Origin of the sequence: Novosphingobium sp. HII-3 (genome assembly GCF_002916655.1) — a bacterium.
GTDB classification, from domain to species: Bacteria; Pseudomonadota; Alphaproteobacteria; order Sphingomonadales; family Sphingomonadaceae; genus Novosphingobium; species Novosphingobium panipatense.
On the sequence record NZ_PPSM01000014.1, the window covers coordinates 665,069 to 689,660 of the forward strand.

General features: G+C 65.7%; 21 protein-coding genes and 1 tRNA gene. 10 read left to right on the plus strand and 12 right to left on the minus strand.

Translation table 11 applies throughout. The features are described from left to right. The first annotated feature begins 82 nt into the window (after positions 1–82). The 4 genes from C2R25_RS07015 to egtD all read left to right on the plus strand — a co-directional run bounded on the left by C2R25_RS07015 (position 83) and on the right by egtD (position 6,853). Complete coding sequence (locus tag C2R25_RS07015; RefSeq protein ID WP_103728461.1) at positions 83–3,022, plus strand: pitrilysin family protein; 2,940 nt, start codon at positions 83–85, stop codon at positions 3,020–3,022. Between the two features lie 178 nt (positions 3,023–3,200). Next, positions 3,201–4,574, plus strand: a complete 1,374-nt coding sequence (locus tag C2R25_RS07020; protein ID WP_103728462.1) for a class II 3-deoxy-7-phosphoheptulonate synthase — start codon at positions 3,201–3,203, stop codon at positions 4,572–4,574. Positions 4,575–4,630: 56 nt separating this feature from the next. After that, positions 4,631–5,863, plus strand: coding sequence for an ergothioneine biosynthesis protein EgtB (gene egtB / locus C2R25_RS07025; RefSeq protein ID WP_103728463.1), 1,233 nt, complete (start codon positions 4,631–4,633; stop codon positions 5,861–5,863). 3 nt (positions 5,864–5,866) lie between these two features. Then, on the plus strand, positions 5,867–6,853 hold the full coding sequence (egtD, locus tag C2R25_RS07030; protein WP_103728464.1) for an L-histidine N(alpha)-methyltransferase: 987 nt from the start codon (positions 5,867–5,869) through the stop codon (positions 6,851–6,853). Between the two features lie 89 nt (positions 6,854–6,942). Here egtD and C2R25_RS07035 read toward each other — a convergent pair whose 3' ends face one another. The 7 genes from C2R25_RS07035 to C2R25_RS07070 all read right to left on the minus strand — a co-directional run bounded on the left by C2R25_RS07035 (position 6,943) and on the right by C2R25_RS07070 (position 15,557). Beyond that, a complete protein-coding gene (locus C2R25_RS07035) occupies positions 6,943–7,737 on the minus strand; it encodes an SDR family oxidoreductase (protein WP_103728465.1) in 795 nt (264 codons plus the stop codon). 211 nt (positions 7,738–7,948) lie between these two features. Continuing rightward, a complete protein-coding gene (locus C2R25_RS21290) occupies positions 7,949–10,048 on the minus strand; it encodes a bifunctional glycosyltransferase/UDP-glucuronate decarboxylase (protein ID WP_369825695.1) in 2,100 nt (699 codons plus the stop codon). Then, positions 10,045–11,130 carry a glycosyltransferase gene (locus C2R25_RS07050; protein ID WP_103728466.1) on the minus strand — a complete coding sequence of 362 codons (1,086 nt, stop codon included), beginning with the start codon at positions 11,128–11,130 and terminating at the stop codon, positions 10,045–10,047. The genes C2R25_RS21290 and C2R25_RS07050 overlap by 4 nt, the downstream gene beginning before the upstream one ends. Next, the gene (locus C2R25_RS07055) at positions 11,127–12,248 is read right to left on the minus strand and encodes a glycosyltransferase (RefSeq protein WP_103728467.1); all 1,122 of its coding nucleotides are present in this window, start codon (positions 12,246–12,248) and stop codon (positions 11,127–11,129) included. Before C2R25_RS07055 ends, C2R25_RS07050 begins: the two co-directional genes overlap by 4 nt. Beyond that, the gene (locus C2R25_RS07060; protein WP_103728468.1) at positions 12,245–13,363 is read right to left on the minus strand and encodes a glycosyltransferase family 4 protein; all 1,119 of its coding nucleotides are present in this window, start codon (positions 13,361–13,363) and stop codon (positions 12,245–12,247) included. The genes C2R25_RS07055 and C2R25_RS07060 overlap by 4 nt, the downstream gene beginning before the upstream one ends. Next, positions 13,360–14,445 (minus strand): SDR family NAD(P)-dependent oxidoreductase, encoded by a 1,086-nt coding sequence (locus tag C2R25_RS07065; protein WP_103728469.1) that lies wholly within the window; start codon positions 14,443–14,445, stop codon positions 13,360–13,362. The genes C2R25_RS07060 and C2R25_RS07065 overlap by 4 nt, the downstream gene beginning before the upstream one ends. Further along, a complete protein-coding gene (locus tag C2R25_RS07070) occupies positions 14,442–15,557 on the minus strand; it encodes an NAD-dependent epimerase/dehydratase family protein (protein WP_103728470.1) in 1,116 nt (371 codons plus the stop codon). The genes C2R25_RS07065 and C2R25_RS07070 overlap by 4 nt, the downstream gene beginning before the upstream one ends. A gap of 184 nt (positions 15,558–15,741) precedes the next feature. Between C2R25_RS07070 and C2R25_RS07075 the strand changes: the two genes are divergently transcribed. Then, positions 15,742–16,329: a histidine phosphatase family protein gene (locus C2R25_RS07075; RefSeq protein ID WP_103728471.1), complete on the plus strand. Its 588-nt coding sequence runs from the start codon at positions 15,742–15,744 to the stop codon at positions 16,327–16,329. Here the strand turns inward: C2R25_RS07075 and C2R25_RS07080 are convergent. Beyond that, positions 16,301–16,744: a DUF6165 family protein gene (locus tag C2R25_RS07080; protein ID WP_233203798.1), complete on the minus strand. Its 444-nt coding sequence runs from the start codon at positions 16,742–16,744 to the stop codon at positions 16,301–16,303. The genes C2R25_RS07075 and C2R25_RS07080 overlap by 29 nt on opposite strands. Beyond that, a complete protein-coding gene (locus C2R25_RS07085; RefSeq protein ID WP_103728472.1) occupies positions 16,741–17,637 on the minus strand; it encodes a hypothetical protein in 897 nt (298 codons plus the stop codon). Before C2R25_RS07085 ends, C2R25_RS07080 begins: the two co-directional genes overlap by 4 nt. Positions 17,638–17,859: 222 nt before the next feature. Between C2R25_RS07085 and C2R25_RS07090 the strand changes: the two genes are divergently transcribed. Genes C2R25_RS07090 through C2R25_RS07100 form a run of 3 tightly spaced genes read left to right on the plus strand, consistent with a single transcriptional unit; the run spans position 17,860 to position 20,794 of the window. After that, positions 17,860–18,675: a TIGR04290 family methyltransferase gene (locus C2R25_RS07090; protein ID WP_103728473.1), complete on the plus strand. Its 816-nt coding sequence runs from the start codon at positions 17,860–17,862 to the stop codon at positions 18,673–18,675. Then, on the plus strand, positions 18,672–19,682 hold the full coding sequence (locus C2R25_RS07095) for a glycosyl hydrolase (protein WP_103728474.1): 1,011 nt from the start codon (positions 18,672–18,674) through the stop codon (positions 19,680–19,682). Before C2R25_RS07090 ends, C2R25_RS07095 begins: the two co-directional genes overlap by 4 nt. Then, positions 19,682–20,794, plus strand: coding sequence for an inositol-3-phosphate synthase (locus C2R25_RS07100; protein WP_103728475.1), 1,113 nt, complete (start codon positions 19,682–19,684; stop codon positions 20,792–20,794). The genes C2R25_RS07095 and C2R25_RS07100 overlap by 1 nt, the downstream gene beginning before the upstream one ends. A gap of 20 nt (positions 20,795–20,814) precedes the next feature. Here the strand turns inward: C2R25_RS07100 and C2R25_RS07105 are convergent, their stop codons facing one another. Continuing rightward, positions 20,815–21,321 (minus strand): DUF1003 domain-containing protein, encoded by a 507-nt coding sequence (locus C2R25_RS07105; RefSeq protein ID WP_233203799.1) that lies wholly within the window; start codon positions 21,319–21,321, stop codon positions 20,815–20,817. A gap of 69 nt (positions 21,322–21,390) precedes the next feature. On the opposite strand from C2R25_RS07105, the gene C2R25_RS07110 reads away from it, so the two are divergent. Continuing rightward, the gene (locus C2R25_RS07110) at positions 21,391–22,350 is read left to right on the plus strand and encodes a zinc-binding dehydrogenase (protein ID WP_199183774.1); all 960 of its coding nucleotides are present in this window, start codon (positions 21,391–21,393) and stop codon (positions 22,348–22,350) included. Positions 22,351–22,363: 13 nt separating this feature from the next. After that, on the plus strand, positions 22,364–23,383 hold the full coding sequence (locus C2R25_RS07115; protein ID WP_103728477.1) for a Gfo/Idh/MocA family protein: 1,020 nt from the start codon (positions 22,364–22,366) through the stop codon (positions 23,381–23,383). A 93-nt stretch (positions 23,384–23,476) separates the two neighbouring features. On the opposite strand, the gene C2R25_RS07120 is transcribed toward C2R25_RS07115, so the two are convergent. Further along, positions 23,477–23,551: transfer RNA gene (locus C2R25_RS07120), tRNA-Gln, on the minus strand. Between the two features lie 98 nt (positions 23,552–23,649). Continuing rightward, the gene (gene yghU, locus C2R25_RS07125; protein ID WP_103728478.1) at positions 23,650–24,495 is read right to left on the minus strand and encodes a glutathione-dependent disulfide-bond oxidoreductase; all 846 of its coding nucleotides are present in this window, start codon (positions 24,493–24,495) and stop codon (positions 23,650–23,652) included. Between the last annotated feature and the right edge of the window lie 97 nt (positions 24,496–24,592).

Genomic DNA, 24,592 nt, shown 5'->3' on the forward strand with positions numbered 1-24,592 from the left:
CATCCTCCGTGCGTTCATTTCTGGACATGTGTTTGCTGCTATTCACTAGCCCTTCATCCTTCGCCTCCCTATATCTTGCGTAATGACGACCCCCACGCGCGCCGCCCGCTCGCTCGCCTGCCTGCTCCTTCTTGCCCAGGCACCGATCCCGCCCCTGCTTGCGCAGGAGGCCAGGGTTCAAGCCGCCCCGGCGCCTGTGGGCTCCCCCATCGTCGCGCCGACCATAGGTCAGACGGATCCGTGGCTGTACCGTGGCAGCGACATTCCGCGTGATCCGGAGTGGCACTTCGGCGAACTTGCGAACGGTCTGAAGTATGCCGTGCGCAAAAATGGCGTGCCGCCCGGGCAGGTGTCCATTCGCATCCGCGTAGATGCCGGCTCTCTCTACGAGACTGACAAGGAGCGGGGATATGCGCACCTTCTGGAGCACATGTTGTTCCGCCAGTCGAAGTACCTGCCCGAAGGCACGGCCATCGCGGCCTTCCAGCGCCTTGGGGCAACGTTCGGCAGTGACACGAATGCCGTCACGTCGACCACGCAGACCGTGTTCAAGCTCGATCTGCCGAACGCCACCGCAGCCACACTGGACGAGACGTTCAAGCTGATGAGCGGCATGGTGACCGCGCCGACGCTTTCCGCCTCGAACCTCAAGGCCGACCTGCCGATCGTCCTGGCCGAGATGCGGGAGCGGGGGGGCGCCGCCAAGCGGGTGCAGGACGCAATGCAGCAAACGCTCTATTCCGGCTTGCTGCTGGCTGACCGTGAGCCGATCGGCACACAGGAATCCCTGACGGCGGCCACGCCGCAAAGCGTCCGGGCCTTCTATTCGCGCTGGTACCGGCCGGATAACGTCGCCGTGATCGTTGCGGGAGACGCCGATCCGGCGATGCTGGAAGGCTATGTGAAGAAGTGGTTCTCCGACTGGTCGGCCAAGGGGCAGAAGCCGGCCGCTCCCGACTTCGGCGATCCGGTGGCGCCGCCGGATGCGGATTTGAAGAACCCCGTCGGGCAGACCCGGGTCCTGGTCGAACCGGACCTGCCGCCCTCGCTCATGTACGCCGTCCTGCGCCCGTGGCAGCAGGTTACAGACAACATCGCCTACAACCAGGGGCTTATGACCGACGCTCTGGGCCAGGCGATCATCAACCGTCGTCTTGAATCGAAGGCGCGGGCAGGGGGAAGCTTCCTGTCGGCATCGGTGAACCAGGACGACGTGGCCCGGTCGGCCGATGCGACTTTCGTTTCCGTGACGCCGCTCGGCGATGACTGGCAGGCGGCCCTTCGCGATGTGCGGGCCGTCATCGCGGATGCCCTGACGCGCGCGCCGAGCCAGGCGGAGATCGACCGCGAAATCGCCGAGATGGAGGTCGCCTTCCAGGTGCCGGTCGAGCAGCAGCGGATTCTGCCCGGCAGCAAGATCGCGGACGATCTCGTCAACGCCCTCGACATCCGCGAGACGGTGGCGGCACCACAGGATGTCTTGAGGATCTTCCAGGAATCGAAGCCGCTGTTCACGCCCGAAGCGGTGCTCGAACATACGCGCAAGCTGTTCACCGGCACCGTCACCCGTGCCCTGTTCACCGTGCAGAAGCCGGGGGTGGCTACCGACGAGGCTCTCCGGCGGGCGCTTGCCGAGCCGGTCGAGGCTGATGCCAGCGTGCGTCAGGTGCCTGCGCCCGTGTCGTTCGAGAAGCTGCCAGCCATTGGCGCGCCGCAGAAGCCGGTGGAGACCGCCTCTACCGGGCTGCTGGAAATCGAGCAGCTCACCTTCGCCAACGGCGTCAAGGGCATGCTCTGGCCGGTGGCCGAGGAGCCGGGCCGCGTCATGGTGAAGGCGCGCTTCGGCGGCGGCTATCGCTCGATCGATCCGAAGGACGCCGCTTACATCACGTTGGGCAACTACGCGCTTGTCGGGTCGGGTCTGGCGACATTGGGTCAGGACGATCTCGATCGCATATCGACCGGCCGGAAGATGGGCTTCAACTTCGAAGTCCAGGATGCCTCCTTCGAGTTCTCGGCGGAGACGCGGCCGCAGGATCTGGCGGACCAGCTCTATCTCTTCGCAGCGAAGCTCGATCTTCCACGATGGGATCCGCAGCCGATCGCGCGCGCCAAGGCGGCAGCCGCGATCCAGTACGCCACGTTCTCCACATCGCCCCAGGGCGTGTTGAGTCGGGACCTGCAATACTATCAACGCGGTAAGGATCCGCGTTTCGCCACCCCGACGCCGGACCAGCTGGAGGCGACGACGCCTGAAGGCTTCAAGCGCGTCTGGGGCAAGGCCCTGAAAGAAGGGCCGGTCGAGGTTCAGATCTTCGGCGACTTCGACAAGGCAAGCGCGATCGCGGCACTGGAAAGGACCTTTGGCGCACTGAAGTCGCGCCAGCCTGCGCCGGTTACTGCCGCAGCAACGCGGATCAACACGCTGCCCCCCTCGGACCAGCCGATCCATCTGATCCACCATGGCGATGCCGATCAGGCCGCTGCGGTGGTGTCCTGGCCAACCGGCGGCGGCACCATGGGCATACCCGAGTCGCGTCAGCTGGAAATACTGACGCAGCTTTTCACCAACCGTCTGATGAACGCCGTGCGTGAGAAGCTGGGCGTGTCGTATGCACCCTACGTCTATTCCACCTGGCCGGTCGACCTGGCCGCTGGCGGCTCGATCACGGCGATGGCGCAGCTCGACCCCAAGTCAGTGCCTATATTCTTCCAGACGGCGGACGACATAGCCCAGGACCTTATCGCCAATCCGCCTTCGATGGACGAACTGGCACTGGTGACGGAGCCGCTGCGCCAGCAGGTGACGCGCGCAGCGTCCAGCACGGCCTTTTTCATGAGCCAGCTTGAGGGCGCCACGACCGATCCTTCACGCATCGGGACGGTACGTTCGGTTCTCACCGATTACACCGTCACCACGCCGCAGGCGATGCAGGCGCTGGCGGCGCGATATCTCGGCCGCGATCACTCGTGGCGGCTTGAGGTCATGCCGGAAGCTAAGGAGAAGCCCGGAACTCGTTAAGCGGGCAATTTCCGGCAGGCGCCGGACGTGTCCGGCGCAACCGATTACACTGAACGCTAAACCTGCTTTTGCAAAAGTTGCTTGAAGCGGCTATGGGCCGCCTCTTGCTTGCGCCGCCTGGAGGACTTGCGGCGCATGGAAAGTCCGCACGCGGGGTGCGGCGATAGGAGTACATGACGTGGCGAGCAACTGGACACCGGAGAGCTGGAAGACGCATGAGGCGCGCCATCTCCCGGTATATGGCGATCAGGCGAAACTGGGTGAGGTCGAGGCCACGCTTGCGAAGTTTCCGCCGCTCGTCTTTGCCGGTGAAGCTCGCGGGCTGAAATCCGACCTTGCCGAAGTGGCGGCCGGGCGGGGTTTCCTGCTGCAGGGTGGCGACTGCGCGGAAAGCTTCGCCGAATTCAGCGCCGACAACATCCGCGACACGTTCCGTGTCCTGCTGCAGATGGCGGTCGTCCTGACGTTCGCCAGCAAGCAGCCGGTGGTGAAGGTGGGCCGCATGGCCGGGCAGTTCGCCAAGCCCCGTTCCGCTCCGACCGAAGTTGTCGGCGGCGTCGAAATGCCGAGTTACTTCGGCGACATCATCAACGGGATCGAAGGCGACGCCGCTGCCCGTCGGAACGACCCGGAGCGGATGCTGCGCGCCTATACGCAGTCTTCCGCCACGCTGAACCTGCTGCGCGCCTTCGCGCATGGCGGTTACGCGAACCTGCGGCAGGTCCACCAGTGGACGCTGGACCACATCGGCCGCAGCCCCTGGGGCGAGAGGTTCGCGCAGATGGCGGACCGCATCGGTGAGGCGCTGGACTTCATGGCCGCCTGCGGCGTCGACCCTACCAGCGTTCCGCAGCTGCAGGGCACGGACTTCTACACCAGCCATGAAGCGCTGCTGCTTCCTTACGAGCAGGCGCTGACCCGCCGCGATTCCCTGACGGGCGACTGGTACGACTGTTCGGCCCACATGCTCTGGATCGGGGACCGTACGCGCTTCGAAGGTTCGGCGCACGTCGAATACCTGCGCGGCGTCGGCAACCCGATCGGCATGAAGTGCGGCCCCAGCCTGGAGCCGGATGCGCTGCTGCGCATGCTCGACACGCTGAACCCGGGTCGCGAACCGGGCCGCATGACGCTCATCAGCCGCTACGGCCACGACAAGGTGGAAGCAGGGCTGCCCAAGCTGGTGCGGGCGGTCAAGCGCGAAGGTCATCCCGTGGTCTGGTCGTGCGACCCGATGCACGGCAACGTCATCAAGTCGGAAAGCGGCTTCAAGACCCGCCCGTTCGACCGCATCCTTGCCGAAGTGCGAGGCTTCTTCGCGGTCCACCGGGCCGAAGGGACTCACGCGGGCGGCATCCATATCGAGATGACCGGCCAGGACGTGACGGAGTGCACCGGCGGCGCGATTGCCATCACCGATGAGGCGCTGGCCGATCGCTATCACACTCACTGCGACCCGCGTCTCAACGGGGCGCAGTCAATCGAGCTGGCGTTTGAAATGGCCGACCTCCTCAACCTCGAAGCCACCGAGCGGCACAAGCAGGCGGCGTGAGCGATTATATTTGACGGGACCATGCATCCTGACGGGCTTCGGCTCGTTAGGACGGCATGGCCACCACGAGCGACCGTCCACCCGCGCGGCCCGTCACGCTGACGGAGGAGCGATACCGCTCTATTCGGGAACTGTCGGAACAGCTCGTCGCTCCTCTTTCCGATGCCGACGCCACGCTCCAGTCCATGCCAGATGCCTCTCCGGCGAAGTGGCATCTGGCGCATACGACCTGGTTCTTCGAAACCTTCGTCCTGCGTGATAATTGTCCCGGCTACCGCCTCTTCAACGAGAGCTGGCCGTTCCTTTTCAATTCGTACTACGAAGCGGAAGGCCCGCGCCACGCCCGGCCGATGCGGGGCATGCTTTCGCGTCCCTCGCTCAAGGACGTGCTGGCCTACCGCCGGCATGTGGACAGCCATGTCGAGCGGGTGCTGGGCCGGGCCGACCTGGCAGCACTGATCGAGCTTGGCCTGAACCATGAGCAGCAGCATCAGGAACTGTTGCTGACGGACCTGAAGCACGCGCTCTCCCTCAATCCGCTGAAGCCCGCCTACAGCGCGCCCGTCCGGCGTCCGACGACGCGAGGATCGAGCGGCTGGCACACGTGCGAAGGCGGCGTCATGCGGATCGGTCATGCGGGAGAGGGATTTGCTTTCGACAACGAAGGGCCAAGCCACGAGGTCGTGGTGGAGCCGTTCGCGCTGGCGTCCGGATTGGTCACCAATCAGGAGTGGGCCGATTTCATCGCCGACGGCGGCTATCGCGATCCCTCCCTGTGGCTGTCGGACGGCTGGGCTTGGGTTCAGGCAAGCGCCATAGATGCGCCGCTGTACTGGCGGGAGGACGAGGCTTTCACGCTGGCCGGGATGCAGCACCGGGAGCCGGACGCCCCGGTCACGCACGTCTCCTTCTACGAGGCGGACGCTTTCGCCACCTGGGCCGGCCATCGCCTGCCAACCGAATTCGAGTGGGAAACCGCCGCGCGTGGGCACGATCCGGCCGGTGGCGTCCAGCTGGACGAAGCGGCGGCCGTACATCCATCCGGCTCGCAGAGCCTGTTCGGCGACGGTTGGCAGTGGACCCGTTCGGCCTATCTTCCCTACCCGCGGTTTCGGCCGGCGGCGGGCGCAGTGGGTGAATACAACGGCAAGTTCATGTCGGGCCAGTGCGTTCTCAAGGGAGCCAGCTGCGCGACCCCGCGCGGCCATGCCCGGGCAACGTACCGGAACTTCTTTCCTCCCGAGAAGCGTTGGCAGTTTACCGGCGTGCGGCTTGCAAAGGATCTCTAGAGCATGGCAACGGCAATCCACGACCTTGTCGATACGGATCGCGACGCGCTGCGTGCGCAGTTCCGCCGCGACGTCCTGACCGGCCTTTCCCAGCCGACGAAGGCGATCCCGGCGCGCTGGTTCTACGATCACCGAGGCAGCGAGCTGTTCGAGGAGATCACCCGACTTCCCGAATACTATCCGACACGCACCGAGACGAGCATTCTCATGGCGCACGCCACGCGGCTGGGCAGGCTCATCGGCGCGAGGCATCACGTGGTGGTGGAGTTCGGCGCGGGCAGCGCGACCAAGACGCCGCTCTTGCTGGATGCGATCTGGACAGCGGCTTACGTGCCCATCGACATCTCGGGCGAGTTCCTGAGCGAGTCCTGCGAGACCCTGGCGCAGCGCTACCCGGACCTGCCGATCTATCCGGTCGAGGCGGACTTCATGGAAGGCGCCACACTGCCACCGCAAGTCGGAGCGCATCCCCGCCTCGGCTTCTTCCCCGGTTCCACCATCGGCAACATGGAGCCGATGGCGGCAACGGACCTCCTGCGTTCCATGCGCCGGACTCTGGGTTCGGACAGCCTGCTGCTCATCGGCTTCGATCGCATCAAGGACGAGCGGGAACTCGTCGCCGCCTATGACGATGCGCAAGGAGTGACTGCCGCGTTCAACCTGAACCTGGCGGCGCGGATCAATCAGGAACTGGGCGGCACCATACCGCTGGACGCGCTGGTTCACCGTGCCATCTGGAACGATGCCCGGGCCCGGATCGAGATGCACATCGAGACCACCCGCGACATCGCGTTCGACGTCTGTGGCCGCCGTTTCACGATGCGGGCGGGCGAAACGATCCACACGGAAAACAGCCACAAGTACGATCCGCGAAGCGCCGATACGCTGCTTCTCGCCGGAGGGTGGGAGCCGTTGCAGCGCTTCTGCGACGGGTCGGAGAAGTTCATGGTCATCCTGGCCCGTGCGATCGGCGAGGAGCTGACGGCCTGACCGCGCCGACGCGGAGCCGACCCGAAAAGAAGGGCCACGCACTTTATCTTGCGCGGCCCTGATACTTCAGGCGGTGTGGTGAAGCGCGCTTACTTGGGCGGCATGCGGATCGCGCCGTCGAGGCGGATGCACTGGCCGTTGAAGTAGATGTTGCGCACCAGCTCCAGCACCAGAGAACCGAACTCCTCCGGGTTGCCCAGACGACGCGGGAAGGGGACCGCCTTGCCGAGGTTTTCGTACACTTCGGGGGCGTGTTCCTTGACGCGCAGCATCGGCGGGGTCGCGAAGGTGCCGGGCATGATGGCGTTCACGCGGATGCCGAGATCCATGAGGTCGCGGGCCATGGGCAGGACCATGGCGTTCACGGCGCCCTTGCCACCACCGTAGGCCACCTGGCCGATCTGGCCGTCCTCGGCCGCAGCGGACGACGTCAGGATGATCGTGCCGCGTTCGCCGTCTTCGTTCAGAGGGTCGGCGGTGGCCATGCCCAGAGCCGCGATGGAAGCGATGCGGTAGGACGCGGTGAAGATGCCTTCCGCAGACTTGGCGATCTGCTCGGTCGGAGTACGCTTGTAGCCGCCGGTCTTCTTGTCGAAAGAGACAGTCTTGCCACCGCCCGCCACGATGGCGCAATGCACGACGATGCGCTCCTGACCGTGAGCTTCCCGGGCCTTGGCGAAGCCGGCTTCGACACTTTCCTCGTTGGTGATGTCGACATTGCAGAAGACACCGCCGATTTCCTTGGCGAAGGCCTCACCGGCTTCTTCGCTGATGTCGAAGATGGCGACCTTGACGCCTGCGGCGGCCAGCGCCTGCGCGCTCGCGCGGCCGAGGCCCGATGCGCCGCCGGTGACGACTGCGGCCAGGCTGTTGTCGATCTTCATTGGTGCTCTTCTCCCCGAATCAAGTACGGGGTCTGGCTAGCGCAGCGCGCGGAGCCATGTCGCGGCACCGATGCTAACCTGCTGCAAGTATCGCCCCAGCGGACGCGGCGCGAATGCCTGATCCTTGCGCAGGAACGCCCCGCACACCGGGGTGGCAGGGCGTTGAATATCCCGTTCATCTCCGCCGCCAGGTGAAGGCGGCAGGTGCCGCTTACTCGGCGGCGACCGAGATGGTCGGCTGGTCTTCCGAAGGCGTAGCGCCGATCTCCTCGGCGAACCAGGCGCAGGTGAGGGCGAGGCCTTCGTGAAGGGGCGTCCGCGGCGTCCAGCCCAGCTGTGCTTGGGCGCGGGAGATGTCCGGGCGGCGGCGGCGGGGGTCATCGACCGGCAGGGGCAGATGCGTGACCGTGACCGGCCGATCGACCAGATCGACGATCGCCTCCAGCAGTTCGGAGACCGTACGTTCTTCCGGGTTGCCCAGGTTGATCGGCTCCAGGCCGTCGATGTCGCTCTCCATCAGCGCGATCAGCCCTTCGACCATGTCAGAGACATAGCAGAAGCTGCGCGTCTGTGTGCCGTCGCCGTAGATCGTGACATCCCGGCCCGACAGCGCCTGGCAGATGAGGTTCGATACCACGCGGCCATCGTCGGGATGCATGTGCGGGCCGAAAGTGTTGAAGATCCGCGCGACGCGAACCTGGGCGCGGCCCATGCGCGCGAAGTCGAAAGCCATGGCTTCGGCGGCGCGCTTTCCTTCGTCGTAGCAGGCGCGCGGGCCGGTGCAGTTTACCCATCCGCGATAGTCCTCGCGCTGGGGATGGACTTCGGGGTCGCCGTAGACTTCGCTCGTTGAGGTCAGCAGGAAGCGCGCGCCCGAAGCTTCGGCCAGGCGGAGGAGGTGGTCCGTGCCGACCACGCAGGTCAGCATCGTGTGCTCCGGATCGGCCTGGTACTGCGGCGGCGAAGCGGCGCAGGCGAGATTGTAGATCCGCCCGATCTCGTTCGTACGCTCGATCACTGCGGCCGGCAGCGGGTTGACGATGTCGCCTTCGATGAACGCGAAGTTGGGGTGGCCTTCCAGCAGCCGGAGGTTCGAGGGTCGAGCCGTCTGAAGGTTGTCGAGGCACAGGACGCGGTGACCTCGCGCCAGGAGTTCGGCGCACAGGTGTGAGCCGATGAAGCCGGCTCCCCCGGCGACGAGCGTGAGCGGCTGATGATCGGCAGTCTTCATGGTCATCGTCTCCTTGGCTCGACCTTTTTTCTTCTGGCTGGCTTCCTGCAGATGCGCCTCGAGTTCGGCTGCGCGATGGGCCGCCGTGTGCGCTTCCAGCACGCGCTGCCGTGCCGCCGTGCCGACGCGGCGCTGGTCTGCGTCCAAAGCGGCAAGGGCATCTTCCGTCGTATCGGCAAGAACGATCTCGCTGCCGGGCACGAACAGGCTTTCGATACCATCCCAGCGGTCCGACAGGATCGGCGTGCCGCAGGCTGCCGCCTCGAAGAGCCGGACCGACGGGGACCAGCCGGCAGCAATCATATCCGCGCGGGTGACGTTGAGCGTCATGCGCGAGGCATTGTAGAAGGCGGCGTGTTCGGCAGGGGGCAGGTGCTCGATCCGTTCGACGTTCGCGGGCCAGTCGATATCGTCCGGGTACTGCGGACCCGCCACGGCAAAACGCAGATCGGGTCGGCGGCGAGCGGGCTCCAGCAGCAGGCGGTCAAGCGTAGGCTGGCGATCAGGGCTGTACGTGCCGAGGTAGGTGAGATCCCAAAGCGGCGGCGTGACGAGCGGACGATAGGCGGCGGGATCGACGGAGCAGTAGAGGGCCCGTGCTGCGGGCGAGCCATAGTCCTGTTCGATCCGGCGAAGAGTCGGCCCCCCGGTAAACGAGAGGTAGACATCGAACCCGGGGATCACTTCGGGGGACAGGTATTCGAAGTCACCCTTAAGCAGCTTGGCGAGCGTCACCGGTGTGTCGATGTCGTAGAAGGCCCTGACGCCCTCCGCCATAGCCTGGACGTAGCGGGAGACCTCCACGCCCTCGGGGACATACGAGCCCACGATGACCGCGTCGGCCGCCGCGATCTCGCTGCCATAGCGGCGCAGGTCGTCCAGATCGCGATAGTACTCGAGGCGGCAGAAGTCGGGATCGACAAGATCACGGTTGTCGCCGGAATACCAGGGAACCTCCCGCTCGAGGAAAAGGACCTCATGCCCGCGCGCCGCGAAGGCGGCCAAAAGGGCCCGGAAGGTGGTGGCGTGGCCGTTACCCCAGGAGGAACCGAGGCTGAGGCCGAGAACGACGAGTTTCATGCGGCCTCCGGGGTGCGCTGGTGCTGCTGGAAGATACCGTGGACCTGTTCGGCACGCAGGGCGTAGGTGTGCTCGGCCAGCACGCGGTCAAGCGCCGCCTCTCCGATGGCTTTTGCGCGCTCGGGCGAGAGAGCGGCCAGGATCTCGGCCACGTCCTTGCCGTCGCGGGCGACGAGGATTTCCTCGTTCGGTCGCAGGAACATCTCGATCCCCTCCCACGCGTCTGTGATCAGGCAGGCAGCGGCGCCCGCCGCTTCGAACACGCGGGTCGCCGGGGAGAAGCCGACATTTGCCATGGAGTCGCGCGCAACGTTGAGCACCGCGCGCGGGGTGCAGTTGAAGGCGTTGTGATCGCCCGTCCCAACATGGCCGATGGCGCGTACGTTGGGCGTCACGCCCTTGTCATGCCAGCCGTTGCCGCCCAGCAGGAACTGCCGGTCAGGCAGCGCGGCGGCCGGACGCAGGAAGAACTCCTCAATGCGACTCTCACGGTCCGGCAGGCGGTTGGCCAGCAGGCCGAGGTCAGCCTCGAAGCGTGGATCGCGAGGGGCGGGGTGGTGCGTCTCCGGATCAAGCGCATTGTAGACGGGCTCGCAACGCTGGGCTCCGAACGCTTTGTAGGCGTCGACCACCGGCGGGCCGCCGCCATAGGTCAGCACCATGTCGAGCGAGGGCAGCGCCTTAAGCACCGGGTGCGAGGCATCGCTCCGCATCTCGTCGAGGGTGGCGGCGGCATCCACGTCCCAGAAGATGCGTAGCGCTTCCGGGCGGCTTTGCGCGACGATGCCTTCGAGCAGCTCGCGGTCGAACACGCCCACGCCGTTGGCCTTGACCACGATGTCCGCGCCGCCGGCCTCCGCGAGGACGGAGCGCAGGCCTTCCTCGGTGGCCGGATAGACTACCGAGCGGGCCCATTCAGGCGGTTCTATGTCGCGGTGCTGCTGGCGATCGAAAGCGTCGGGCTCATAGAAGGTGATGTCGTATCCGTGCCCGGCCAGTGCCTTGAGAATGCCGCGATAGTACGTCGCCGCGCCGTTCCAGTAGGAGGACAGCAGGCTCGATCCATAGAAGGCGATTTTCATGCGAAATCCCTGACAGAGGTGGTTTGCGGTGCCCGCAGGTGGCTCACGATCGAGAGCAGTTCGTCAACGCGGTGCGCACAGGTGTGGCGGGCAAGGATCGTCTCCATCCCGCTCTGCACAAGCGCCCCGCGAAGATCCGCGTCATCGCGAAGGGCGGTGAGATGGTGCGTCATCTCCTGGCCGTTGCGCGCGACAAGATAGTCCCTGCCGGGGCGGAACAGGCCTTCGGCATCGTCCCAGGGCGCCGAGACCAGCGGTATGCCGCAGGCGAGTGCTTCGAAGACGCGGATCGTCGGTATGCCGGGCAGGATGGTGGCGTAGTAGCGGCGCGGGACATGCACCGTTGCCATGTGATTGGCGAAGATGGCCGGTGCCCGCGCGTTGGCGGCCCACCCGTGATAGTTTACCCTGTAACGGGTCAGTGTCGCCCGGGCCTCCTCGGGATAACGCACGCCGTATATGTCGAGAGCAAGCCGCGCCTCCTGCGCGGGGCGGAACAGGAACCGCTCCAGTTCCTCCGTTCGTTCGCCGTCGCCCCAGTTGCCTATCCAGACAAGGCCTTCGCGGCCCTCGGCGGGTTGCATCGGCGGGTGAAAGCGGCGCGTATCGGCCGCTTCGTGCCAGGTCCAGACGCGACCCTGCCATCCCCAGCCACGGTAGACTTCGCTCAACGCCTCGCCGAACGCAAGGACACCGTCGTAGCCGGACAGATCATAGGCCCGCATCGCTTCCGGTTCGCTCACAGCCCGGTGATGGGTGTCGTGGAACAGGAGGGAGAAGCTGGCGCCGCCCGCCCGGATGCGCCCTATGCGGGCGACCAGATCGTGATCGTTCCACTCGTGCACGATGACGAGGTCCGCACCCTCCAGCATCGGCTCCACCGGATCGGCGGCATCGTAAACGCGGGAAGAGAGTTCCGGATAGGCGGTACGATAGGGTTCAAGGCCCTCTTCGCCGTGATCGGCAAGAAGGTTCGCGAGGCTCCAGGAGTTCGCCGGTTCGCGGACCTCGACCTCGTGCCCGCGGGCGAGAAGTTCGCTGAGCACACCTCGCAGGAAATGCGCATTCCCGTGATTCCAGCAGGAGGCGAGGGAGTGCGTGAAGTAGACGATCTTCATGCCGCGACCCTCCCGGCGGGGGGACTGGACGCCAGCGCTTCGCGATAGATCGCGAGCATGGAGTCCGCCATCTTCCGGGGCGCGTACTGCGTTGCGCGCTTGCGGGCCGCCTCGCTCAGACGGAGCCGCAGGGCCTCGTCCTCCACCAGCCCGGTGATGGCGCGCTCCAGGGCGATTTCGTCCCCTGCCGGGACGAAGCAGGCAGCCCCGTCCCAGAGCTCGCGGAACGTGTCGATGTCGGACAAGACGAGCGGGCATCCCGCCTGCGCCGCTTCCAGCACGGCGAGGCCGAAGGGCTCGAACGACGCTGCCGAGACGAAGATGGGCCGCGCAGCCAGTTCGCGGCCAAGCTGCACCGCGTCGAGCTGGCCGAGCAGGTTGAGGTGGTGAAGCTCGACCCGCTCGCCGTGCGGCCCCACCGGGTTGCCGGCTGCGCTGAAGGGGACGTGGATGCGGGCCGCCACCCGGTCCAGCATCCCGGCGCACTTGACGCTGTCCCACAGCCGCCCGACGGTGAGCGCACGGTCCGGGAAGGGACCTTCTGTCGGCGCGGCGATGGGCGTGCGTCCGTTGTGGACGACGACCGGCGCCTGATCGAGCGCGTAGTAGCGGGCGATGGTGCGGGCGTAGCTGGCGGAAGGGGCAACCACGCGATCGGCCGCTCTCAGGCCCTGCGCCATGAGATCGCGGTGCCAGTGGTAGTCCGTGCCCAACGCCTCGCCGGGCTTTGCCGCTTCCCACCAGGTCGCGACGCAGCCATGGGTGACGGCGACGACCGGAACCCGAGGGGGCGGGGCGGCCGCAAGCGTGGGCATGTTGAGTTGGACGATGTCCGCCGCGATGTCACCGGCGAACTCTGCGAGCGCGCGACCGGCGGCGAGGATCGGATCGGCGCTGTCGCTCAGCCAATCGAGCGGAAGACCTGTCTCGACGATGGTGACACCATCGATCCTGTGCGCTTCTTCGCGTTGGGCGGCGTCGGGCTTCGGGCCCATCACGGCAAGCACGGGTTCCACACCACGCGCCGCAAGGCCGCTCGCCAGGTCCAGCCCGTATTGCCACACTCCCCCGACCGCATCGACCGTGATGAGGGCGCGCAGGCCGGCCCCGCTCACAGCGCTGCCACCCGGTTCGGTGCCGCCGCGAGCCGCTCTTCGGGGAGAGTGCTGTTCAGTCCCCGCTCTGCCGCCAGCCAGCGCGCCAGCCGCTCGACACCTTCGCGCCAGGGCAGTGGAGTGGAAAGATCCAACGCAGCGTCGACGGCGCGACGGTCTGCCACGAAGTAGCGCTGGTCGCCGGCGCGCCAGTCCTCGAACCGGAGCGGCACCTCGCTGCCGAGCAGCGCGCCGATGTGCGCCAGCAGCGTGCGAAGGCTGACCGCGTTGGCCGTGCCGCCGCCGAGATTGAAGGCGCGCCCGGCGACCGTATCGATGCGCTGCCAGGCGGCGAGATAAGCGGCAACGGCGTCGTCCACGTGGAGAATGTCGCGCACCTGATGACCGTCACCGTAGAGTGTGATCGGCTCGCCTTCCAGGGCGCGGATGAGGAAGTGCGCCACCCAGCCCTGATCTTCGGTGCCCATCTGGCGCTCGCCGTAGATGCAGCTCATGCGCAGGACTGCGGAGGGAACGCCGTAGCTGCGCGCATAGTCGAGCACGTACTGGTCTGCGCCGCCCTTGGAACAGCCGTAAGGCGTGTGGAAGTCGAGCGGACGGTCCTCCCCGATGCCGTGGTTGCGGACGCCTTCGTCGGCGGGAAGGTGGCCCTGCTCGGTCGCGGTGAACGCAAGGTCGGCGAGGTCGCCGTAAACCTTGTTCGTCGATGCGAACACCACCGGAATGGTCTGGCGGCGCGCGGCCTCGAGGACGTTGAAGGTCCCCCCCAGGTTGATGTCGAAGTCTTCGCGCGGGTCGGTCAGGCTGGTCGTGACGGCGACCTGCGCCGCCATGTGGAAGATCGCCTGCGTACCGTCCGCGGCCTCGGCAAGGCGCGCCGCGTCGCGGATGTCGGCAATCATTGGTTCGATCCGGTCGCCATGGCGGTCGCGCAGCCATGCCAGATTGCGCTCCACCCCGGCACGGGCAAGCGCATCATAGATGATGACGCGGTGCCCTTCGCGAGCCAGTCTGTCCGCAAGGTTGCAGCCGATGAAGCCCGCGCCGCCGGTGACGAGGATCGGACGGTCGGTCGTCGTCATGCGACGAGCCCCCGCGCCTCGAGCTCCGCGCGGGCCTGCTGCACGCGGTCTTCGGCGGTCTGCTGGTGGACCCACTCGGCGAGCTCGGCGAGGCCTTCCTCGAAATCCTGCCTTGCGGCGAAGCCAAGCTTGTCCGCCGCAAGGCTGGTGTCGCAGAAGCAGTGGCGGATGTCGCCGGTCCGCGCCTTGCCGACAATCTCGGGTTCGATGTCGTTCTTGCCCATGGCCCGCGCGAGCGCCTGCGCCACTTCGGTCACGGAGCGGTCCCTGCCGGAGCCGATGTTGAAGGTCTGGCCGGTGGCCTGCGGCAGCACCAGGGCGTCCGCGAAGGCGCGGGCGACATCGCTGACGTGCACGAAGTCGCGGCGCTGCTCGCCATCCTCGAATATCATCGGCTGCTGGCCGTTCAGCAGACGCGACGCGAAGATCGCGAGGACGCCGGTGTAGGGATTGGAGAGCGCCTGGCCCGGCCCGTAGACGTTGAACAGGCGAAGGCAGACGCTCTCGATGCCGTAGGGTGCGCCCATGATGTGCGTGGTGCGCTCCTGCACGTACTTGTTGAGCGCATAGATCGAAGCAAGGCTCGGCCGTTTCCACTCGGGCGTGGCGACGGGGGTCAGCGGACGGCCCTGGCCATCGGTCGGATCCCAGATCTTCTGCCCGTCGCGCAGCAGCCCGCGCTCCGCGTCCTGCACCAGATTTCCGTCCTCGTCGTGGTAGAGGCCTTCGCCATAGATGCTCATGGAGGAGGCGGTGACGACGCGGCGCACCGGATTGTCTATCAGCCGCTCGAACAGAACGGCGGTGCCGACATCGTTGGTGGAGGTGTAGCGTTCCACTTCGTACATGGACTGCCCGACGCCCACTTCGGCGGCAAGATGAATGACGCTGTCCACCCCCTTGAGGGCCTGCGCGACCGCATCGCCATCGCGGATATCCGCGACGATCAGTTCGGCGTCCGGGGAAAGCGCTTCAGGGCGACCCTTGCCGCCATGAACCTGGTCCAGCAGGCAGTCCAGGATCCGCACCGTGTTGCCGCGGCGCAGCAGTTCTTCGGTGACGAACCGCCCGATAAAGCCCGCGCCGCCGGTGATGAGTACGTTTTCCGCCATGCCTTGACCCCCGCTTGTCGTCAGGAAAATGTATTGGCCGATCAGGCCGTCGCGGGGGTCAACATCTTCTTCTTCATCTTGTTCCGAAATATTTCCATCTTAACCTGGATCATTACTTTGCTTGTAGTTGCGATGCGGAAATCATCCTTGATGGCCTATTGATCCATGTTTAGGTCTGCTCAACATGCCCTTGATTCACTTGGCTCGCCACGGACACCATGATGAAGTCGGACGCGTTCTGAGCGGCCGTTCCGACATTGCGCTGAGCGTGGCGGGAACCCGCGAAGCGCAGGAACTCGCCGGCCTACTGGCGGGTACGCAGCTGGCTTCCATCCACAGCAGCCCGCGAAGGCGTACCATGCAGACGGCCGAAGCTGTCGCTATGCGTAAGGAGCTGGCTATTCTCCCCGCGCCTGAACTCGACGAGATCGACTTCGGCGCCTTCACCGGCCGCACCTTCGGCGAACTTGAGGGCGACGTGGCGTGGGGGCGCTGGAATGCCGAACGCGCGACCTGTCGCTGTCCCGGCGGCGAAACGATGAAGGACGTGACGGAGCGCGCCTGCCGCTTCATCTTCTCCCTGGCAGCCCGGGACGAGCCGGCGCTCTGCGTCACGCATTGCGACGTGATCCGCGCGGTCGTGGCGCACGTCCTCGGCCTCGCAACTGATCGCATCTTCATGATCGACTGCGACCCCGCATCGCTCACCACGCTTTCAATCGAGGGAGGCGCCGTGCGGCTGGTCACGCTAAACCGGCGGGCCGGGCCGTAAGGATCGGTTCGACCGACAGCGGCGCCAGCGTGGCGGCGTAGCTCTTTTCCTCCACCAGCTCGGAATCGAGTAGGAGGTTGATCTGCCGCTTGATGGCCGCGCGCGTGTCGTTGGTCTGGTAGACCGAGCGGGCGAGGGCCACGAAACGCGGGCCGAAACGGGCATCGGCCTCCTGCTGGCGGATGGCATCCTCCACCTCCCACAGCATCTGGTTTACCCGACGCAGCCGATCCAGAAGCGTGGCCACACGGCCATTCTCCAGAACGGGAGCGGCGGCATCTTTCAGGAGCGCGTATTCCCGTTCCACGTTCGCCAGGCCGCTGCCGGGCGGAAGCTTCGAGCGCTTGATCTCGAGAATGGACAGCTTGTCCAGCAATTCGCCCCAGGACACGGGGATAGAAGGTGCATGTATCACTGCGTCACCTTTCCATTGCGACGGTTTCGAGCGTCAAGATCGCGAAGGATTTGCTCCGCTACGGACGGCCAGTCCCCCGGCCGGGACTGCACGTAGAGGCGGGTGTTCGGATACCAGGCGCTGGTCTTGCGGTCCGGCGCCCAGCGCCAGTCCGGCTCTGTCTTCAGCATGAGCCATGTCGGCACGCCGAGCGCGCCCGCCAGATGCGCAACCATCGTGTCGACCGTCACGATGAGGGACGATCCCGCGATCAGGGAGGCCGTGGTCATGATGTCCAGCGGGCAGCCCCGCGGGTTCAGCACGTCCAGCGTCGTTTCTTCCGGCATGAGGGTGATGCACGGCGCGGCCCCGCAGAGCGGCGCGAGAAGCTCGGGCGGAATGCTGCGCGATGGATCCCACTCTCCCGCCCCGTGGCAGAGCGCGACTGTTCCTTCAGGCAGGATAGCCCGCGTTGTCGTGAGATAGGGTGCAGAAGCGGCTGAGGGCGGCAGGCGCAAGGCGAGGTCGAGTTCGGTGATCTCGATATCGCAGTCGCGCCGGGGCAGGGGCGAGGCAGGATCCATGCTCACGATGCGCGACAAGCCGGGGATCTGCCGCAGCAGCGGAACCAGCCGCCCTTGCGTCTCCAGCGTCACGGACGCGGCGCGCTGCGCCAGAGGCGTCAGGAAACGTGCGAACTGAAGTGTATCGCCAAGCCCGTGATAGCAGCGGACGAGCACGTCGCGCCCGTCGACAGGCTCGCCGTCCCAGACCCACCTCTCGTGGTAGGGGCGCGTCGGATCGTCGCGGGTCTGCGGATCGCGCGATCTGAGCACGGCATCGGCGATGGCCCAGGCGGCGTCGTAACGCTCTGCACGCATGGCTTGGGTCCAATCGGGCATGAGGTCGGGCATGAGGGGGCAAATGCACGAACAGCAAAGTGTATCCCTTGAGCCACCAACTACGATGAAGATCAAACTCAGGTTAGTACCTGCATTTAACAAGGGTTAGTATTTTCCAATCTTTGTAGATGCAGGGGAACAGGTTGGTACGATCATCGTTGGCTGGCGAGTTGACAGCATCTTTCTTCGCGCGTGAAATCCCTGTTTCATGCACGTCCATCTGGAGGGTTTCCATTGCGCCCAGCCGCCGCATCTCTTCGACCGCACGACTCGACGGAGCTGCGTTCCCGCATCGCGGAACTGGGCCCATGGTTTCACAACATCGATCTCGGCGGAGGGACGACGACGGCGCCGGAGCATTTCCTCGGTGACTATCCCAGCTTCAAGTTCGAGACGTTCGCGCACGTCCTGCCAGAGGACCTCACCGGCAAGACGGTGCTCGACATCGGGTGCAACGCCGGGTTCTACTCGGTCGAGATGAAGCGCCGGGGCGCCGCGCGGGTGGTGGGTATCGACAGCGATGACCGGTACCTGGCGCAGGCCCGCCTTGCCAGCGAGGCGCTGGGTTTCAAGGGAATCGAGTTCCGCAACCTGTCGGTCTACGACGTGGCCACCCTGGGCGAACGGTTCGACCTCGTGATCTTCATGGGCGTCCTGTACCACCTGCGCCACCCGCTGCTGGCCCTCGATCTCATCCGTGAGCACGTGGCGGGTGACATGATGCTGTTCCAGACGTTGCAGCAGGGCTCGGACGAGGTGCTGGAGGTTCCGCGCGATCATCCGTTCTTCATGCCCGGCACGACCCAGCCTCCCGCGTACTTCGATGATCCCGGCTATCCCAAGATGCACTTCATCGAGCACGAGTTCGCCCATGACTGGACGAACTGGTGGGCGCCCAATGCCGCCTGCAGTCAGGCGATGCTTCGCGCGGCGGGCTTCAGCATCGTCGCCCATCCCCAGCCCGACGTCTATCTTTGCCGCACTGCCCAAGTGCCTTTCGCCGGCTACGGTCCAGCCGCAGTTTACCCAGCCCGAGGAGAAGACCGTTGATCGAAGCGGCAATGATCTGGAACGAGCCGAACAACAAGTCTCACTGGGATCCGGGGCTGGACCCCGATTGGAAACTGTTCTCGGAACACGTCGTCGCGGCGGGGCAGGCGATCCGCGAGGTGAATCCTTCCGTGACGCGTGTTCTTGGCGGCATGTCCCCCATCGATCCGCACTGGCTGCGGCTGGTTGAGCGGCATGGAGCGCTCGACGCGGTCGATGTCGTGGCGGTGCATGGTTTCCCGCTGGACTGGAACCTGTGGCCGCTCGCTGACTGGCCGGCCAAGATCGCCGAGATCAAGGCTGTCACGGATAAGCCGGTCTGGGTGACAGAAGTGGGCGTCAGCTCCTTCGGCGCCGAGGAAGTGCAGGTCTTCGGGCTGGACCGTACCGCTCAACTGCTGAAGGGGGTTGCACCCCGCGTCTTCTGGTATTCGCTGTTCGACCTGCCGATGAGCTGGGGCGCGGAAACGCGGCACCGGGAGGCAGAGGGCTCGTCTTACTACCGCCACTTCTACCTTGGCCTGATCCGGGAGGATGGTACGCCGAAGCCCGCCCTTGAGACTTACGCCCAGCACGCCGCCGAAATCGGGCTGATGCAATGGTTCCATTTCGAGGACCCTCGCCTCGACGAAGCCGTCAGCTGGATGAAGCGGCTCGGCACGAAGCGGATCCGCACCGGCCTTTCGTGGGCTGACAGCTTCCGCCCCAACGCGGTCGACTGGTTCGACCGCCAGATGGAAGCGCTTGCGGACTTCGACGTCACCGTGACCTTCTGCTTCACCCCGCAGCACCTGGGGCTTGCGCCGCACCATACCAGTCCCGCGCGCGATCCGCAGGCGTTCGCGGATTTCTGCGCCTGGATGATCGACCGCTACGCTCCGGCTGGAAAGAGCCTGGAGATCGCCGCCCCGCCGGTGCCCCATGGGCTCGACCTTTCCGCGCCGGAGCTGTCACCTCTCAACTTTGACCGGGACGAACGTCTCAGCGCCGAACGGAGCATTGCCTGATGCTTTCGCCTGACCGCCACGGCATTAACGTCGCTATTGTCGGCATCGGCAATTGCGCGAGTTCCCTCGTCCAGGGCATCGAGCATTATCGGTCCGGAGCCAACGACCTCGTCGGGCTTTCGCACTACGACCTCGGCGGCTACAGCCCGAGCGATATCCACGTCGTCGCGGCCTGGGACGTTGACGAGCGCAAGGTCGGCCAGGACGTCGCGCGCGCGGTGTTCGCCAAGCCGAACTGCACGGCGGTATTCTGCCCGACCATCGAGGACACCGGCGCCGTCGTGCGCATGGGCCGCGTGCTGGACGGGGTGGCCGACCACATGGCCGACTATCCCGAGGAGCGTACCTTCAGGGTCGCGCGTGAGGAGGAGCCGAGCAAGGAGGACGTCATCGCCGTCCTGCGCGAGGCACAGGTCGACGTTCTCATGAATTACCTCCCGGTCGGCTCGCAGCAGGCCAGCGAGTTCTACGCGGAATGTGCGCTTGAGGCGGGCGTTGCGTTCGTCAACAACATCCCCGTATTCATCGCCAGCAATCCGGAGTGGGCGCGGCGCTTCGAGGCGGCCGGGGTGCCGATCATCGGGGACGACATCAAGGCCCAGCTCGGTGCCACCATCGTCCACCGGGTTCTGACGGACCTCTTCCGCAAGCGCGGCGTGAAGCTGGACCGCACGTACCAGCTGAACACGGGCGGCAACACAGACTTCCTCAACATGCTGAACCGAACCCGGCTTGCCTCCAAGAAGGAATCGAAGACAGAAGCCGTGCAGTCGGTCGCGCAGGTCCGTCTGGAGGATGAGAACATTCACGTCGGTCCCAGCGATTACGTTGCCTGGCAAAACGACAACAAGGTCTGCTTCCTGCGCATGGAGGGGCAGCTCTTCGGCGGCGTACCGATGAACCTGGAACTGCGGCTGTCGGTAGAGGACAGCCCGAACAGCGCCGGCGTCGCGATCGATATGATCCGCTGCGCCAAGCTGGCCCGGCAGCGCGGCCTGGCCGGGCCGGTACTGCCCGCCGCCGCCTGGTTCTGCAAGCATCCGCCGGTCCAGATGCCGGACGACGAAGCGCATGCAGCTTTCGAAGCCTTCATCGCACAGCCGGCCGCATGACGCCTCACGAGCGGCGCGCTTCAGCGCTTCAGAGTCTGCTCGCGCCGGCGCTCGTCCAGCGCGTCGAGCACCTGCGTCGGCTCGACGTCCTTGTGGATCTCCTCGAACTGGGGGTCAGTCACGTCGACGCCGAGCCGCTCCGCGATGCGGCTGACGATGCTGGCCAGCTTGGTAAGCTCGTGCTCGGTCAGCAGGTTGACGTGCAGGTCGAGGTCCGCCCGGCGATCCGCCATGGCCGCCATGCGGTTCTGGCTGATCAGCACGAACGTGGACAGGAAGATCGCTTCCACCGAGGCGACCATCGCCAGCACCACGAAGCTTGGGTCAAACGGCCGGACGATCGGCAACCAGCCCAGATTGATCACTATCCAGCTGCCGAAGATCAGCAGATGCAGCGCGACGAAGACCATGGAGCCGGTGAAAGCGGTGATGCGGTCGGCGATGCGGTCACTCAGCGGCGCCTTCTCCGCCTCGGCCTGCTGGCGCGCGGTGAGGTTGGCAATATTTTCACGCAGGGCTGCGGCCATTTCGCGATCGGGAGCCTTCATGCTTCCGAAAACACAGTTGGAGTGTGAACAGTTGCAGGAAGTCAACGCATGATGCGCGCAGCCGTGCTGGAAGCCCCGGGCCGCATCGCGATAACGCAAGTGGAAAAGCCCGAACCGGCGCCCGGCGAGATCCGCATCCGGGTAGAGGGGTGCGGTGTCTGCGCCTCGAACCTCGAGCCTTGGGCAGGGCAGGAGTGGATGAGCTACCCGGGCGAAGCCGGCGGTCTGGGCCACGAAGCCTGGGGCATGGTGGATGCGGTGGGCGAGGGTGTCGACGCTTTTTCGCCCGGCGATCGCGTGGCCGCGCTGTCGTACCGCGCCTTCGCGGAATACGACATCGCTTCAGCGGGGATGGCGATCCGGCTACCCGCAGCTCTGGACAGCCAGCCATTCCCCGGGGAACCGCTGGGCTGCGCCTTCAACATCTTCCGGCGTAGTGACATCCAGCCCGGTCAGACCGTGGCGATCATCGGGATCGGCTTCCTTGGCGCGGTGCTGACCAAGCTGGCGACGGACGCCGGCGCGCGCGTCATCGCGATCTCGCGGCGTCGCGAATCGCTCGAGCTTGCCAAAGGCTACGGCGCCGCCGAGGTCATCGTGATGGATGATCACTGGAGGATCATCGAAGACGTGAAGGCGCTGACCGGCGAAGCCATGTGCGAACGCGTAATCGAATGCGTGGGCAAGCAATGGCCCCTCGACCTCGCAGGGGAACTGGTGGGTTTCGGCGGCCGCCTTGTGGTCGCCGGATACCATCAGGACGGCCCGCGGCAGGTCTCCATGCAGATGTGGAACTGGAAGGGCATCGATGTCATCAACGCGCATGAGCGTGACCCACGCGTGCAGATGCAAGGGCTGCGTGAGGCGGTGGACGCCGTGGCCGGTGGTCGTCTCGATCCGACTGCGCTTTATACGCACCGCTATCCGCTTGAGCGTCTGAGCGAGGCGCTGGACGCCACGCGCGACAAGCCGGGCAACTTCGTCAAGGCGCTGGTGACGTTCGGCTGAGAGGGGAACGAGGATGATCGATCTGGATGAGAACCTGCCGGAGGTTCTGGAGCAAGCCGTGAAGCCGCGCATCGGGTTCCTGGGCACCGGCTGGATCGGGCGTCATCGCATGGAAGCCATGCTGGCGACCGGGGCCGTCGAAGCCGCCGCGATCTGCGACCCGAGCGCTGACTGTGCCCGTGAGGCTTCCTCCGTCGCACCTGCGGCGCAGCAGGTCGCGACGCTGGAGGCTATGCTCGACAGCGATGTCGATGCGATCGTCATCGCCACGCCAAGCGCACTTCATGCGGAGCAGGCGATTCGAGCGCTTGAAGCTGGGAAGGCGGTGTTCTGCCAAAAGCCGCTCGGCCGAACGGCGTCGGAAGTGGAGGCGGTGATCGCTGCGGCAAAGGCCGCCGACCGCCTTTTGGGAGTAGACCTCTCCTACCGCCATACCGAAGCCATGCGACACATTGCCGACCTCGTCCGCACAGGCGAACTGGGCGATATCTTCGGGATCGACCTGACCTTCCACAACGCCTACGGGCCGGACAAGCCGTGGTTCTACGATCCGGCCCAGTCCGGCGGGGGATGCGTGGTGGACCTCGGCGTCCATCTGGTCGACCTTGCGCTCTGGACGATGGGCTTCCCGGAAGTGTCCGCAGTGGATGCCCGGCTCACCAGCGGCGGACGCCCGTTGGAGCCCGGAGCCGTGGAGGATTACGCCACCGCGCAGTTCAAGGCCGGCAGCGCGCAGGTGCGGCTGGCCTGTTCCTGGCGCCTGAATGCCGGGCGTGACGCCGTGATCGAGGCGGCCTTCTACGGCACGAAGGGCGGCGCGGCCCTGCGCAACGTGGAGGGCTCCTTCTACGACTTCACCGCCGATCGCTTTGACGGCACCTCGGCCACGCGTCTGTCCGACCCGCCGGACGAATGGGGCGCCCGCTCCGCCGCCGTCTGGGCCAAGCAACTGGCCCGCTCCCCCCGATTTGACGAAAAGGCCGTGCATTTCCTCCGCAGCGCAGAGGTTCTGGACCGCATCTACGGCCGATAAACTGTGCCGCCACTGCGCGTTCCCGAACCCGGGATCTCGCAGGCGGAGGCGGAGCCATCAGGTCCGCGTGCTTTCGAAGCTTAAAGAAGAAACTGGCTGGGGCGGCAGGATTCGAACCTGCGAATGCCGGTACCAAAAACCGGTGCCTTACCACTTGGCGACGCCCCAGCGGATCGGCCGCGGCTGAAGCGGCCTCTCGTGAGAGAGGCGCGCTTAGCGGTTTGTTCCGGCGCTGAAAAGGGGTTTCGTCAGCTCCGGCTCATCTTTCAACCAGCCAATACCGCGTCAATATCCGCGGCGCTGTGGCGTTCAGCTAAAAGGCCTTCGCCCTTCCGGTTGACGATCCGGCCGCGGCGGACGGCTTCGCGGTCGCCCAGTTCCTGGCCCCAGCGCATCAGGTTCGTGTAGCTCGGTACGTCGAGGAAGGTCTGCGCATCGCCATAGGCGTCGCCGCGGACAAAGCCGCCGAACCAGCCGTAGGCGGCGATGTCGGCGATCGTGTATTCGTCACCGGCAAGGTAGCGCGTCTCGGCAAGGCGCTTGTCGGCGACATCGAAGATGCGCTTGGCTTCCATCGCGTAGCGGTCGATGGGGTATTGGTACTTCTCGGGTGCGTAGGCGTAGAAGTGCCCGAAGCCGCCGCCCAGAAGCGGCGCGGTGCCCATCTGCCACATCAGCCAGTTCATGCACTCGGTCCGCGCCGGGCCGGAACCGGGGAGGAAGGCGCCGAACTTCTCGGCAAGGTGGAACAGGATCGAGCCGGATTCGAACACGCGGACAGGCTCGGGTCCGGACAGGTCGAGCAGGGCGGGGATCTTGGAATTGGGGTTTACCGCCACGAAGCCTGAGGAGAACTGGTCGCTGTCCGCGATCGAGATCAGCCAGGCGTCGTATTCGGCCGGGTGCCCTGCGGCGAGCAACTCCTCCAGCAGGATCGTGACTTTCTGGCCGTTGGGAGTGCCCAGGGAATAGAGCTGCAAAGGATGCTCTCCACGCGGCAGCTCACGCTCGAAGCGGGCTCCGGCGGTCGGGCGGTTGATGCTCGCAAACTCGCCGCCGTTCGGCTGGTCCCAGGTCCAGACCTTGGGAGGAGTGTAAGTGAGATCGGCCATGTGGGGGAACTCCTTGGGAGGTGAAAATACGCCCCCACAGGTAAGCCTGCCTCACGGGCACGACAAGATCGCCTGCGTGCACAAGGGCGCTCATCCC